Source organism: Bradyrhizobium sp. URHC0002 (genome assembly GCF_054059515.1).
In genome coordinates, this window is sequence record NZ_JBSSCF010000001.1 from 4,404,022 (window position 1) to 4,417,497 (window position 13,476).

General features: G+C 64.3%; 14 protein-coding genes and 1 pseudogene. 8 read left to right on the forward strand and 7 right to left on the reverse strand.

Annotation, left to right across the window (positions count from 1 at the left end):
- Window positions 1–208: 208 nt before the first annotated feature.
- From ACVWVY_RS21350 to ACVWVY_RS21360, 3 genes are all read right to left on the reverse strand, one after another.
- Entirely contained in the window at window positions 209–988 is a 780-nt protein-coding gene (locus ACVWVY_RS21350; RefSeq protein WP_456628236.1) for an acyltransferase, read from the reverse strand.
- 112 nt (window positions 989–1,100) lie between these two features.
- A complete protein-coding gene (locus ACVWVY_RS21355; RefSeq protein WP_456628237.1) occupies window positions 1,101–1,487 on the reverse strand; it encodes a cupin domain-containing protein in 387 nt (128 codons plus the stop codon).
- Between the two features lie 71 nt (window positions 1,488–1,558).
- Complete coding sequence (locus tag ACVWVY_RS21360) at window positions 1,559–2,338, reverse strand: HpcH/HpaI aldolase family protein (RefSeq protein WP_456628238.1); 780 nt, start codon at window positions 2,336–2,338, stop codon at window positions 1,559–1,561.
- A 196-nt stretch (window positions 2,339–2,534) separates the two neighbouring features.
- Here ACVWVY_RS21360 and bla point away from each other — a divergent pair.
- Window positions 2,535–3,393, forward strand: a pseudogene (bla, locus tag ACVWVY_RS21365) (class A beta-lactamase).
- Between the two features lie 170 nt (window positions 3,394–3,563).
- Window positions 3,564–4,811 (forward strand): serine hydrolase domain-containing protein, encoded by a 1,248-nt coding sequence (locus ACVWVY_RS21370; RefSeq protein ID WP_456628239.1) that lies wholly within the window; start codon window positions 3,564–3,566, stop codon window positions 4,809–4,811.
- 44 nt (window positions 4,812–4,855) lie between these two features.
- Here the strand turns inward: ACVWVY_RS21370 and murI are convergent, their stop codons facing one another.
- The gene (gene murI, locus ACVWVY_RS21375; protein WP_456628240.1) at window positions 4,856–5,644 is read right to left on the reverse strand and encodes a glutamate racemase; all 789 of its coding nucleotides are present in this window, start codon (window positions 5,642–5,644) and stop codon (window positions 4,856–4,858) included.
- 262 nt (window positions 5,645–5,906) lie between these two features.
- Here murI and ACVWVY_RS21380 point away from each other — a divergent pair, with 262 nt between their 5' ends.
- The 3 genes from ACVWVY_RS21380 to ACVWVY_RS21390 all read left to right on the forward strand — a co-directional run bounded on the left by ACVWVY_RS21380 (window position 5,907) and on the right by ACVWVY_RS21390 (window position 7,711).
- The gene (locus tag ACVWVY_RS21380; protein WP_456632270.1) at window positions 5,907–6,413 is read left to right on the forward strand and encodes a cytochrome b; all 507 of its coding nucleotides are present in this window, start codon (window positions 5,907–5,909) and stop codon (window positions 6,411–6,413) included.
- Between the two features lie 104 nt (window positions 6,414–6,517).
- Complete coding sequence (locus ACVWVY_RS21385) at window positions 6,518–6,871, forward strand: cupredoxin domain-containing protein (RefSeq protein WP_456628241.1); 354 nt, start codon at window positions 6,518–6,520, stop codon at window positions 6,869–6,871.
- A gap of 9 nt (window positions 6,872–6,880) precedes the next feature.
- Window positions 6,881–7,711: an FTR1 family iron permease gene (locus tag ACVWVY_RS21390; protein WP_456628242.1), complete on the forward strand. Its 831-nt coding sequence runs from the start codon at window positions 6,881–6,883 to the stop codon at window positions 7,709–7,711.
- Here ACVWVY_RS21390 and purB read toward each other — a convergent pair whose 3' ends face one another.
- The 3 genes from purB to ACVWVY_RS21405 all read right to left on the reverse strand — a co-directional run bounded on the left by purB (window position 7,712) and on the right by ACVWVY_RS21405 (window position 11,218).
- The gene (purB, locus tag ACVWVY_RS21395) at window positions 7,712–9,019 is read right to left on the reverse strand and encodes an adenylosuccinate lyase (RefSeq protein ID WP_456628243.1); all 1,308 of its coding nucleotides are present in this window, start codon (window positions 9,017–9,019) and stop codon (window positions 7,712–7,714) included. It abuts the gene before it with no gap.
- Between the two features lie 131 nt (window positions 9,020–9,150).
- Window positions 9,151–9,804 carry a response regulator gene (locus ACVWVY_RS21400; RefSeq protein WP_456628244.1) on the reverse strand — a complete coding sequence of 218 codons (654 nt, stop codon included), beginning with the start codon at window positions 9,802–9,804 and terminating at the stop codon, window positions 9,151–9,153.
- A 7-nt stretch (window positions 9,805–9,811) separates the two neighbouring features.
- On the reverse strand, window positions 9,812–11,218 hold the full coding sequence (locus ACVWVY_RS21405) for an ATP-binding protein (protein WP_456628245.1): 1,407 nt from the start codon (window positions 11,216–11,218) through the stop codon (window positions 9,812–9,814).
- A 209-nt stretch (window positions 11,219–11,427) separates the two neighbouring features.
- On the opposite strand from ACVWVY_RS21405, the gene ACVWVY_RS21410 reads away from it, so the two are divergent.
- The 3 genes from ACVWVY_RS21410 to ACVWVY_RS21420 are packed head-to-tail and all read left to right on the forward strand — an operon-like array spanning window position 11,428 to window position 13,451.
- On the forward strand, window positions 11,428–12,186 hold the full coding sequence (locus tag ACVWVY_RS21410; RefSeq protein WP_456628246.1) for a MotA/TolQ/ExbB proton channel family protein: 759 nt from the start codon (window positions 11,428–11,430) through the stop codon (window positions 12,184–12,186).
- Window positions 12,176–12,850, forward strand: a complete 675-nt coding sequence (locus ACVWVY_RS21415; protein ID WP_456628247.1) for a hypothetical protein — start codon at window positions 12,176–12,178, stop codon at window positions 12,848–12,850. The genes ACVWVY_RS21410 and ACVWVY_RS21415 overlap by 11 nt, the downstream gene beginning before the upstream one ends.
- The gene (locus ACVWVY_RS21420) at window positions 12,843–13,451 is read left to right on the forward strand and encodes a hypothetical protein (RefSeq protein ID WP_456628248.1); all 609 of its coding nucleotides are present in this window, start codon (window positions 12,843–12,845) and stop codon (window positions 13,449–13,451) included. The genes ACVWVY_RS21415 and ACVWVY_RS21420 overlap by 8 nt, the downstream gene beginning before the upstream one ends.
- The last annotated feature ends 25 nt before the right edge of the window (window positions 13,452–13,476 follow it).

The window sequence follows — 13,476 nt, forward strand, 5'->3', positions numbered from 1 at the left end:
TGCATTAGGTTTGAGTTTTGAGGAAACGCGCCCTCCTGTGCACCGGCACTTGCCGGGGCCGACAGGTCCGCCTCGAAAGCTCGGGGAAGACCACGGGTCGCGAAACGCAACGCGGGCCGAAACCGGCCCGCGAGCAAGCGGGTTCTTAGGGAGAAAACGCCGTTCTGTCAACGAAAACGCCCGGTTTTCGAGGCCGGATCCGCCGCCGTCAGGTCGCGACCGCCCGGACCGGTTTGGGCTCGCTTTGCTGCCGATTTGCCCGCAATTCGGCGGCAATTTCACCGTTCAGCACCTGTTCCAGCCGGTTCAGCGCCCTGGCCATCGGGGCGGCGTCGGTAATCCGGTGATCCCAGCGCAGCACGACGTCGATGGTCTGGTCGGGCTTTTCCACCCCATAGCTCAGGACAAACGGTCCGGGGCTGATGGCGTGGAGCTGGCCGGCACCATAGGCGGCCACCGAGGTCACGCCAAAACTGCCGAAATAATTGGCCCGCTGGCGGCCGAAATTCAGCCCGACCGCCCAGAACAGGCGGCGCAGCGGCAGCGGCAGCCGGGTGGTTCGCAAAATCTTCCGGAACGCCGGCACCTCGTCGATCGGCGCCTCCTTGGCATGCCGGATCAGGGTTTCGACCTCGGCAAGCGGCATTTCATCGGGTGCGGCGACCTTTTGCGGCAGCACGCAATCCTGGCCGTCCTCGACCCTGGCGATCGCCACCATAGCGACGCTGCGGGGCAGTTCGTAAAAGGCAGGGATCGGCCATTTGACATAAAGGGTGCGCAGCACCGGCTCTTCCTTCGCCACCAGCGCGAACGCCTTGACGAAGATCGCAGCCCAGCCCGGTCGCTCGGCCGCCTGTCCACGGGCCTCCTGCAGGGCGCGGATATGAAGCGGGCGCGCGAGCGAAACAAAGGGCACGCGGAGCGACGCGTGCATGAGGTCGGCGACCAGGCGGCGCGGTAGTGTGATTTTTCGAACCGTTCCGCGCATCGCTCCACTCAGGGTTTCCGCAACAAGCAAATCACAAAAGGCCCGCCGCTCCGGCGGCCTGCCAGTATCTCATCTAGCACGAACCTGGCAATTTGACGCCAGCGAGATCGCTTTACGGCGCCGGCTTGGCCAGCGGCTCACCAGCCTTTACCACGTAAACCCCGAGCACTTTGAAGGGCTTGTCGCCAGCTTTTGCGTCGTGAATTGCGCCTTCGGGGATTTGATAGGATTCCCCTGCCTTGATTTTCATCGGGGGCTGGCCGTCGATGATAAGCTCGAGTTCGCCTTCGAGCACGTAGCCGGTTTCGGCCCCCGGATGGGTATGGCGGCCCGCGGCCCCGCCGGCGGGAACTTCCGCAATCGCGGTGACGGTGTTGTAGCCGGCCGGGAAATCGAGCTTTTGCAGCGGCGTGCGTTTGATCCCGGTTTGCTGGGCGATGGCGACACTGGCGCCCGCGACAGCCACGACGGCCAGTCCGAGCAGAAGCTTTTTGATCATGCGTTTTCTCCCTGTTGAGAAAGTTTAGCAGCGGTTGTGCGGTGCTGGAAGCGGCCGCGTCGTCTCGGCACCTATCGCTTGATCCCGTCAAGGCTCGCGGCGATGCCGCGCTGGAACAGCGACCAGTCGAAGCCGAGCGCCAGCGCCACATAGCCGCGCGCGATCATCCGGTTGGCCTGTTCGGCGGTGCGGGCGACGCCGCCGATCGGCACGCCGCTCCTGAGGATCCCTTCTTCCGCGCGCGCCATCAGCGTCACGACTTCCGGGTCGTCAGGCAGGCCGCGCTTGTTGATGGAGGTCGCGAGGTCGCCGGGGCCGATCACCGCGAGGTCGATGCCTGGTGTCGCCATGATCTCGTCGATGCGTTCGACCGCTTCGACATGTTCGATGGTGATCATGCAGATCATGTCATCGTCGGCGGTCGTCATATATTCCGGCATCGAGACGCCCCAGCGGAACGGCGCGTGGAACGGGCCCCACAGCCGGTCGCCCTTTGGCGGATAGCCCACGCTGCTCACGGCCTTTTCGGCGTCCGCTCGGCTGCAGATCATCGGAAAGTTGATGCCGAGCGCGCCGATGTCCATCGGGGCTTTCGCCAGCCACGGCTCATTGGCGGCAATTCGCACCATCGGCACGCAGGGTGTACCGGCCGTTGCGGTGATCATCGCGTGCGCCGAGCCGAGATCGATCGGCCCATGCTCGAGATCGACGATGATCCAGTCCATCCCCGAACGCGCCATGATTTGCACGGTCTGGATCGAGGGAATGGTCGCGATCGCGCCGAAGGTCGGGCGTCCCTCCCGCCATAGCTGGCGCAGACGGTTGAGCGGCGCAGGTTGTGCGGAGGTCAAGGCGGAAACTCCCTAATCAAACGGCCGATTAAAAAATGCGTGATCAGTATCATATGGATAAATCCGTGGCCCATCGAGCCACATTGTTTTTAACGAATCGCACCTGGTTTTTAACGCTTCGCGCCTGGCTCGCCATGATTCCGGCGCAAGCGGCAAGCAACGCAACGCCTAAGAATTCAGCGCGAAGGATGCTTTCATGACGATCAATCGACGTACGTTCCTGGCAGCGGCATCTAGCCTCGTGCTCTCGCCCGCGTTCGCGGAGGAGGCGCCGCCGGCGCTGGCGGCGTATGAGCGCGAAACCGGTGGACGGATCGGCCTTTATGCCGAGAATCTCGCAAGCGGCACGAAGCTGGTCTGGCGCGCCGAGGAGCGCTTCGTCATGTGCAGCACGTTCAAGGCCTCGCTCGCGGCCTGCGTGCTGGCGCGCGTCGACCGCGGCGAGGACCGTCTCGATGCCATGATCGCGTATGGCGCGGCGGATCTGCTCGACTACGCGCCGGTCGCCAAGCAAAACCTTGCCGCGGGCGCGATGCCGGTGTCCGAGATGTGCAAGGCTATCGTCGAGCTCAGCGACAACGCCTGCGCCAACCTGCTGCTGGCGCGGATCGGCGGCCCGGCCGCGCTGACGGCGTTCTGGCGTGCGAACGGAGATACGGTCTCGCGTCTCGACCATAACGAGCCGGAGCTGAACCGCTCGCCGCCCGGGGATCCCAACGACACCACCACGCCCGCCGCGATGGCCGGAAATCTGCGCCGCTTCCTGCTCGGCGATGCGCTGTCGCAGGGCTCACGCGAACATCTCACGGAATGGATGGTGGGCTGCAAGACCGGCAACAACCGCCTGCGCGGTGTGCCTGCCGAAGGACTGGAAGATCGGCGACAAGACCGGCAACAACGGCAAGGACGCCTCCGGCGACGTCGCGATCGCCTGGCCAAAGGTGGGCGGACCGGTGCTGATTTGCGCCTATACGCAGGGAGGCTCGCCCACGCCGCCGCGGTTCGAAGCCATCTTTGCGGAAATCGGACGGATGGTGGGCCGGCAATTGGGCTAGTGCCCACAGGCAGGGCGAGCAATCTGCTGTTGCGCAACCCGTAATCGAGAGTGCTAAGGTCACGGTGCGACAGGTCGAGGCAGCGGCGTGCCCATCGCCGTCATAACAAAGAATAGCCTCGGCAGAAGAGCGCGGGAGATACCCGGGCTCGACGCAACAGGGAGGCTTCCATGAATCGAAAGGCTGCGGGAATTGTTTTCATGATAGGCGTTGGAATTGCTGCGTTGGCAGGCACCGCGAGTGCGCAAAATTCACCAGCGAGTGCAGCCCTCGACACAAGCCTGCGCGGCGCGGTCGAGCGCAAGGATGTCCCGGGCGTGGTCGCGCTGATCACCGATCGGGATCGCGTGCTTTATCAGGGCGCATTCGGCGTCGCCGATGTCTCGACCGGGCGCCCGCTGACGACAGACGCGCTGTTTCGTATTGCCTCGATGACCAAGGCGATCACGTCTGTGGCGTTGATGCAACTGATCGAGCAGGGCCGTCTTGGTCTCGATGATCCGGCCGAAAAATACCTGCCGGAACTGGTGGGACTGAAGGTCATTGAATCGTTCGATAAGGCGACCGGCGCCTACCAGGTTCGTCCGGCATCGCGGCCGCCGACCGTCAAGCACTTCCTGACGCACACTTCCGGATTGGCCTATCCGTTCACCAGCGAGATCTGGCGCGATCTCAAGCCGCGCGCCGGCGAAACCTATCCGTTCGGCGGACCGCTGCTGTTCGATCCGGGCGAGCGCTGGCACTACAGCACCAGCACCGATGTCGTCGGCAAGCTGGTCGAGGTGGTGTCCGGCCAGAAGCTCGAGGATTATTTCCGCCAGCACATCTTTGCCCCGCTCAAGATGGATGACACCTCCTACAACGTGCCGGAGGCAAAGGGGCCGCGCCTCGTCGCCCAGCAGCAGCGCGGCGGCGCGCGCATGGACGGTGCCGTCGAACTGCAAAAGCCGCAGCTCGGGCTCACCATCGCGGCGCCGATCGGCGGCGGCGGCCTTGCCTCGACTGCCGATGACTACGGGCGCTTCGTGCGCATGCTGCTCAACGGCGGCGCGCTGGACGGAGCGCGTGTGCTCAAGGCCGAGACGGTGGCGCTGATGGGCCAGAACCATATCGGTGCGGTCTCGGTCCCCGCACTCAAGACCGCGCTGCCGCGGAGCGCCGATTTCACCTTCATCGCTGACGGCCGCGACAAGTGGGGGCTCGGCTTCCTCATCACCGCCGATCAGCTGCCCGGCAAGCGTTCTGCCGGCAGCCTGAGCTGGGGCGGCATCAACAATACGTTCTTCTGGATCGATCCGGCGCGCGGCATCGCCGGCGTGATCATGATGCAGTATTTGCCATTCGCGGACGCCAAGGCGCTGGCCGTCTACGACGCGTTCGAGCGCGGCGCCTATCAACTCGTCAACGCCGAACGATAGAAAACTTGCAATGCCGGGTCGGCTTCATGCCGGCCACGGCTTCCCTACGCCGGGACGCGTCCGCCGAAAAACGGCATCAGCGACCGGCTCAGCGTGTGCGGCCGCTGCGAGGTGAATATCATCTCGGCCCCGGCCTTGTCGCTTTCCCGCACCGGAGATCCCAGCAGGTCGGACACGCGCCGGGCGATGGCGGGCGCCGGATCGATCCAGTCGACCGGCCACGGCGCGAGCCTGGTCAGGCGATCGAGCAGCAGCGGATAGTGGGTGCAGGCCAGCACGATGGTATCGGTGCGATCCTTGCCATCTCCGACGAAGCAGGGGGCAAGCTCGGCTGCGATATCATGGTCGCTCACGTCGTTGCCGCTGAGGGCGGATTCGGCAAGCGAGGCGAGTTCCGCCGATCCCACCAGCGTCACTTCGCAGCCTTGCGCGAAATCATCGATCAGGCGCCTGGTGTATTCGCGCTTGACGGTGCCCTTGGTGCCGAGCACCGACACGCGTTTGGTCTTCGAACTGGCGCAGGCCGGCTTGATCGCAGGCACGGTGCCGACGAACGGCACGCTATAGGCGTTGCGCAGGTGCGACATGACCAGCGTGGAAGCGGTGTTGCAGGCAATCACGACCAAGGCGGGGGCGTGGCGCGCGATCAACTCGCCGACCAGCGGCACCACGCGGGCGATGATCTCTTCCTCGCTGTGGTGGCCATAGGGGAAGAACGCATCGTCGGCAACATAGACGTAGTGCGCATCGGGCCGGGCGCCGACGATTTCGCGCAAGACCGTGAGGCCGCCAAGGCCGGAGTCGAAGACGAGAATTGTGGGCGGGGCTGACACGCTGCGACCTTAGCCGATCTGCGGTTATCGTTCAGTTGATTTGACGGCGCCGACGCCCCGGCTTTCGGGCAACCACCAGCGGGAGCGGTAGTTTGGAATGATTCAAATCGCCTTGGCAAGACCGGAAAGCTACGACTTCCGGCCCGTAACCGACGCGCAAGCCCCCGTGTCGGCCCGGTGGATAGGAGCGGCGGAAGGCGCAACCATTATGATACGAAATACCCTGTCCACCTGGGGCAGCCTGGCGCGCTAGTTACACTGGATTCTCGGCGCCGCGATCATCGGTATGATCGCCTTCGGCTGGTGGGTGAACCACATCCCGGCGCGTCCGGACCGTTTTTTCTATCGCTCGATTCATGCCGATATCGGCTATCTCGTGCTGCTGCTGATGGTGTTGCGGCTGATCTGGCGCGGCCTCAACCCGACCCCGGCCTTGCCGGGGGACACGCCGCGCTGGCAACGGATGGCGGCGAACCTCAGCCATTGGTCGCTCTACGCCGTGACCATTTTGGTGGCGGTGCTTGGCTGGGCGCATTCGGGCGCCCACACGCCGAACTATTCGGATTGGTTCGGGCTGTTCCACGTTCCGCAGTTTACCTCGCCCGACAGGGAAGCGGCCCGGGCCTGGGAGGACCGCCACATTCTGTTCGCCTATGTGCTGCTGGCGCTGATCGCCATCCACCTGGGGGCTGCGCTGTGGCATCACTTTGTCCGGCGTGACCGTGTAGCCACCCGCATGATCGACGGCGGATCGGAACGTACGATTTAGAACTCCTCCAAATCGAAACGGGCCTTTGCCACTTCACGGCATGGGTTCCGGCGGCGTATGCCATCGCTCGATATCGCCAGCCATCATTGAAAGAACCCAACCACATGTCCCTGCCTTGCATTCTTTCGAAGGCCACTTTGGCCGCCGTCGTGCTCGTCGCCATCACCGCCGCCGTGCCAGCCCGCGCGCAAAGCGCGACCGAGATTCAGCTCAGCTACAAGGACAAGAAGTTCGACCCGGCCGAAATCAACGCGCCCGCCAACACGCCGATCGTGATCAAGCTGAAGAACCTCGATGCCAAGGCGATGGAATTCGAAAGCAAGACCCTGAAGGTTGAGAAGGTGGTCGCCGGCACCAGCGACGCCACCATCAATGTCCGCGCCCAGAAGCCGGGCCGTTACGAGTTCTTCGACGAATATAACGAGAAGGTCGCGCGTGGCGCGCTCGTCGTAAAATAAGAAGATATCGTGATCGCCGCACTGATCATCGTATTCCGTGAAGTGTTCGAGGCCGGCCTGATCGTCGGCATCGTGCTTGCGGTCACGCGTACGGTGCCGCACCGCAACCGGTGGATCGCCGGAGGCGTGCTCGCGGGCGTTCTTGCCGCCTGCGTGGTTGCGGCCTTTGCCGGCGCCTTGTCGAACCTGTTCGCCGGCATGGGACAGGAGTTGTTCAACGCCGCGATCCTGATCGTCGCCGTCGTGATGCTGACCTGGCACAATGTCTGGATGGCGCGCCATGGCAGGGAGCTTGCCGGCGAATTGTGGGCGGCCGGGAAGGCGGTAGTGGAAGGCTCCAAATCGCTGCTGGCGCTCGCAATCGTGGTCGGCGTCGCCGTGCTGCGCGAGGGCAGCGAGGTTGTGCTGTTTCTCTACGGCGTCCTGGCCGGCGGCAACGACAGCGGATTGAGTGTGGCGCTCGGCGGCCTTGCCGGCCTCGTGCTCGGCGCGCTGGTCTGCATGCTGACCTATTTCGGCCTGGTGAAGATCCCGACGCGCGCGTTGTTCACGACCACCACGATCCTGATCGCGCTGTTGGCCGCCGGCATGGCGGCGCAGGCGGCGGCGTTCCTGGAAAAGGCCAATTGGCTGACCGCGCTGGATAACGTGGTCTGGGACTCCGGCTGGCTGCTTTCCGATTCCAGCATCCTCGGCAAGGCGCTGCACACGCTGATCGGCTACACCGACCAGCCGACCGCGATGCAGCTTATGGTCTATCTGGCGATCCTGGCGGTGACCTTCGTGCTGATGCGGCTTTACGGGGCGCCGGCGAAGGCTACGCCCGCGCCGGCGGAATAATCAGCTCTCGCCGAACACGCGCTTGAAGATCGTGTCGACGTGCTTGAAGTGATAGCCGAGGTCGAACTGCTCTTCGATCTCGGCATCGCTCAGATGCTTCTTCACGTCGGGGTCTTTCTTGAGCAGCGTCAGGAAGTCGCCTTCGCCGCGCCATACCGGCATGGCGTTGCGCTGGACGTATTTGTAGGCGTCCTCGCGGCTCGCGCCCTTCTGCGTCAGCGCGATCAGAATCCGCTGCGAGTGCACGAGGCCCCCGAGGCGGTCGAGGTTCTTCTGCATGTTGGCGGGATAGACCAGCAATTTCTCGATCAGGCCGGCAAGGCGCATCAGCGCAAAATCGAGCGTCACGGTGGCGTCCGGCCCGATCATGCGTTCGGCCGAGGAGTGCGAGATGTCGCGCTCATGCCAGAGGGCGACGTTTTCCATGGCCGGCATCGCATAGGCGCGCACCATGCGCGACAGCCCGGTGAGATTTTCCGACAGCACCGGGTTGCGCTTGTGCGGCATCGCCGACGAGCCCTTCTGGCCCTCGGAAAAGAATTCCTCGGCTTCCAGCACCTCGGTGCGCTGCAGATGGCGGATTTCGATCGACAGCCGCTCGACGGAAGAGGCGATCACGCCAAGCGTCGCAAAATACATCGCGTGACGGTCGCGCGGGATGACCTGCGTCGAGATCGGCTCGGGGACGAGCCCCATCGCCCTGGCAACGTGCTCTTCGACGCGCGGATCAATCTGCGCAAAAGTGCCGACGGCGCCCGAAATCGCGCAGGTCGCGACCTCCTTGCGGGCGGCAACGAGGCGCTCGCGGGCGCGGGAAAATTCCGCATAGGCGTAGGCGAGCTTGAGCCCGAACGTCACCGGCTCGGCGTGGATGCCGTGGGAGCGGCCGATGGTCGGGGTCATCTTGTGCTCGAAGGCGCGCTTCTTCAGCGCTGCCAGCACCTTGTCGACGTCTGATATCAGGAGGTCCGCGGCGCGGGTGAGCTGCACATTGAGGCAGGTGTCGAGGACGTCGGAAGAGGTCATGCCCTGGTGGACGAAGCGGGCTTCGGGACCGACGATTTCGGCCAGATGGGTCAGGAAGGCGATGACGTCGTGCTTGGTCTCGCGCTCGATCTCGTCGATCCGGGCCACGTCGAAGGTGACGTTACGTGCCTTGGCCCAGACCGTCTTGGCGGCTTCCTTGGGGATGATGCCGAGTTCCGCCTGCGCGTCCGCCGCATGTGCCTCGATCTCGAACCAGATCTTGAAGCGGGTCTGGGGCTCCCAGATGGAGGCCATTTCCGGGCGGGTGTAGCGGGGGATCATCGAGGACTCCAGGCGAATTGTTTTTTACGCCGTGCTTTAGCAAATCGTACTGGGTGAGGCCACCCATACGGGGACGCAGAGAGGGGGAAAACAGGGGCCTTGGCCGGACCAAAAGCCGCTTGGGGCCGCCCCTAAAGACTGGCCAGCCCGCACTCGACGGCCAGGCGGACAAGCTGCGCGTCCGTTCGCATGCCGGTCTTGGTCTTGATCAGATAATGGTAGTTCTGCACGGTCTTGATGCTCAGATTGAGGTTGGAGGCGATCTGCTCCGCCGTCGCGCCGGCCGCCAATTGCCTGAGGATCTCGATCTCCCTTTCCCCCAACTGGTCGAGCACCGATCCCTGCGGGGAAAGGCTTTCCATCGCCAGGACGTGCGCAATGTCGTCGCTCATCGCATGTTCGCCGCGCGCTACGGCGCGGATCGCCTTGATGAGCGCGGCCGGCTCGCTGCTCTTGGTCACATAGCCGCTTGCCCCGGCGCTGAAGGCGGCCTTCACCAGTGCTGCTTCGCTGTGCATGCTGAAGACCAGGATGCGTGAGCCGGAGTGCCTCATCCTGATGTTCCGGATGGCCTCGAGGCCGCTGGCTCCGGGCATCGATATGTCCATGACCACGATGTCGGGGGCATGCGTCTTGAACGCGCGGTACGCGCTGACGGCGTTGTCGGCCTCGGCGACCACGCGGAAGTCGTCCTGGTTTTCCAGGACGCGCCGGTAACCCTGCCGCACGACGGGATGGTCGTCGACCAGCAGGATCGAAATGCCCTTGGTCTGGGAATTGGTCATCCTGATATCACGCGGCGAGCGGAATCGTGGCCGCCACGCTGACGCCACCCGTTGCGCGGGCGATCGAAAGCGAGCCGCCAAGTGCTGCCACGCGCTCACGGATCCCGGTCAGGCCGAAGCCGGCGGACTGTTCTAACTTGGCCGCATCCCCGCCGCCGTCGTCCTCCACGCGGATCAGCAGCGCATTTTCCGTTCCCGTCCGCCGCTCGATCCGGAGCACGATCTCGCGCGCGGCGCTGTGGCGCAACGAGTTGGTCAGGCATTCCTGCGCGACGCGGTAGGCTGTCGCGGCAACGATGCCGCGCACATCGGCGAGATCGCCCTGCAGGTCGAGCTGGATCATCGGTTGCGTCGCATTCTGCGATCGCCAGCTGTCGACCAGGCTGATGAGGCAGGCTTCCAGCCCGAGTTCCTCGGCGGGCGGGTGGCGCAAGCGGGTCAGGGTATCACGCAAGCATGCCATGATGCGGTGGGTGGATTGCGAGATCATCCGCGCATCCTGCGCGACATCGTTCTTGACCTGGCTCTTGACCTGGCCCTCGACATGGCTCTTGGCCTGTTCCTGACCGCCGGTCGCTTCGATGATGCTGGCAAAGGCGAGAATGGCCGAAAGGTTCTGCCCGAACTCATCGTGCAATTCGCGGGCAAGCGCGCGCCGCTCGTCGTTGCGGATTTCAAGCAGGCGCCGGGTCAGGACGGCCCGCTCTTCCGTCGCTTGCGAGAGGCGTTCTCCGAGATCGCCGACGGCTTGCCCGATCATAGCAAGCTCCATCGATCGGAAGCGCGGCAGCGATGTCCGGTATTGGCCGTGCGCCATGCGCTGCAGGGCGGTCACGATCAACTGCGCCGGCGCGAGCGTGTGCGCGATCGCGAGCGATGCGAAGAAGGCGATCGCCAGCGCCATCAGCAGCGCGACGTGGATGTTATCCACGATGTGCTGCCAGGCCAGCGATATCGCGGCGTCCGGATCGGCGATGGCCGAGACGGTTCCTGCGGTGTCGCTACGCGTGCTGATCGACTGGGCAACCGCGGGATGGGTGCCAAACAACGTCTGCACCGCCGCGGCGAACCAGAGTGGCGGCGGCTTGCCGATCCCCTTGCTCTGGCCGCAGAGCGGCTTCTCGAACGCGCCCACCGGCTCGAAGCGAACGCAAATTCCCGGCGAAATGAGCTTCATCGTTTCGATGGTGCGCCAATCGGACACCGGCACGAGATGTTCGCGCGTTCGGTTGCCGCGCAACAGCAACTCGCGCCAGTAGAGCGCTTCCAGCGCCTGGGAGACCCGTTCTGCGGATGCGGCCGTGGCCCGATCGACGCTGCGATAGGCGTCGATGGTTGCCCAGATGGTCGCTGCTCCCAGACACAGGGCGACGACGACGAGCAGGCGGGCGACGAGTTGAAGCACGAGGCGCATGCGATCACTCCACGGCTTGTCGATGACGCTAACAGCACCGCTATTTCGTTCCAATTGCAAGCCGGCGGGGACGTGCAGGTTGGGAAATTTTCCCAGCGAACCGCGGGCATATGTCTTTGGACCACGCCTGGAGCCTCTGATCTAACGAGGGGCGGGGCCTTTTGGCGGGCGGGCTTCGGCGCAGCGGCCCTTGAGGGAGCTAACGCAGCATGAGTGCCATTGGCGCCGAGAACCCATTATCAGGCACGGCCCCGCCGGAACGCGGCGTCCTGCTGCTCTGGATGATCTTTACCGGGCTTTCGATCTTTGCCGTCTTCCTGCTGTGGCGGTACGGGCTCATCCATCTCATGGTCGCCTCCGATCGCACCTATATTTCGAGCCTGATCACCGTTCTCTACCTCGTCACCTGCGGCCACTGCTTCTGGCGGACGCGTGCGATCGCGCGGGAAGGCGAGGTCGCCAGAGGCTGCCGCGCCGTGCTGTCGGCGCCTGATGGCGCGAGGGCGCTCGACGCCGATGTGCGCGGTCTGCCGGGCGGGCTGGTCACCGATCACATCCGCAGCCTGGTGACCAAGGCCAGGGCGCAAGCCACCGGCCGCATCGACCAGACGCTGCTACTACGGACGCTGGCCGACCGGCTGCGCGGTTCCAACGGCTTTGGCGCATTCGTGTCCGACACGCTGATGAAGCTCGGGCTGCTCGGCACGATCGTCGGCTTCATCATCATGCTGGCGCCGATCGCCACCCTGGACGCGGCCGACAAGGCCGCCATGAAGACATCGATGGGCCTGATGAGCGACGGCATGGCGGTGGCCATGTACACGACGCTGGCCGGCCTGATCGGCTCCATCCTGGTCCGCATTCAATACTACATGCTCGACGCTGCGACCCAGCGGGTGTTTTCCGATGCCGTCATGCTGACCGAGACGCACGTCACCCCGGTATTGGAACGCCACCATGATGGATGACTTCGGTCTCTATCCGCGCGAGGAGCCGTTCGACCCGCTCGGCGTGATGCTGTTCAAGGCGCTGCAGGTGATCGCGTTCCTGTTCTTCCTTGCGCTGCTCGCGATCTCGCCGGACGCCAAGGACGGCAAGATCGATTCCAAGGCCGAATTCCTCATCACGATGGACTGGCCGGACAATCACCCTGATGATTTCGACCTGTTCGTGCAGGACCCTGCCGGCAATATCGCCTGGTACCGTCGGCGCGAGGCCGGTTTCCTCACCCTCGACCGCGACGATCGCGGCGGCGCCAACGATTTCATCATCGTCAACGGCAAGAAGATCCTGTCGCCGGTCCGCGAGGAAATCGTCACGGTGCGCGGCATCGTCCCCGGCGAGTACACCGTCAACGTCTCGCACTTCCAGGCCACCACCGGGCAGCCGGTTCAGGTCAGCGTGAAAGTGCAAAAACTCAATCCGGCGGCGCAGGTGATCTTCGACAACAAGCTGACGCTCGATCACACCGGCCATGAGAAGACCGCGGTGCGCTTCTGGCTCGATGCCGCGGGCAAGGTGATCGATGTACAGGAACGGCAGAAGTCGCTGATGGAGACGTTCCGCAACGCGTGGCGGAACGGCGCGGATATCGACTCCAAGACCGGCGTCAGGATGCCGAGCCGTGAGTAATCTTCAATCCGTCATCCTCACGCTCGCGCTCAGCTACGCGCTGATCGGCGCGCTGCTGCTGATCGTGCTGGTCTATGCGCGGCTGCACTGGTCGGCCAAGGCGGTCGCCGTAATCGTCACCAGCGCGTTCTACATCGCGAGCTTTGTCGGGGTGCGCGGATTATTGGGTTGGGCCACCGTCGACAGGCTCCCTGTCGCCTTCAAATTGCTGCAGGCCCGGATCGTCGAGCCGCATTCGCTGGAGGGCGATCCGGGCTCGATCTATCTGTGGGTCGAGACCCTCGACGACGGCAACCGGCCAAGCGGCATTCCCAGGGCCTACCGGATTCCTTACCGGGACGCGCTGGCTGAAAAGACCGACAGGGCGATCAGCGAAATCGCCGCCGGACGCCCCCAGGGCGGCCGCGCCGCCGACCTCGGCAGCGGCGAAGGCGGTCTGATAGAGGCTATCCGGGAGTACATCACGCCGAACACCATCATGGAGACTTCGGGCGGCGATCCCTCGACGGGCGGGGGCGTGATGGCGGCACCGCGTCCCGGCGACGAAGTGTCGTTTACGCCACTGCTGCCGCCGCGAATGCCGCCCAAGTACGTGGAATAGGCCGAAATCGGGGGCAGGACGGCCT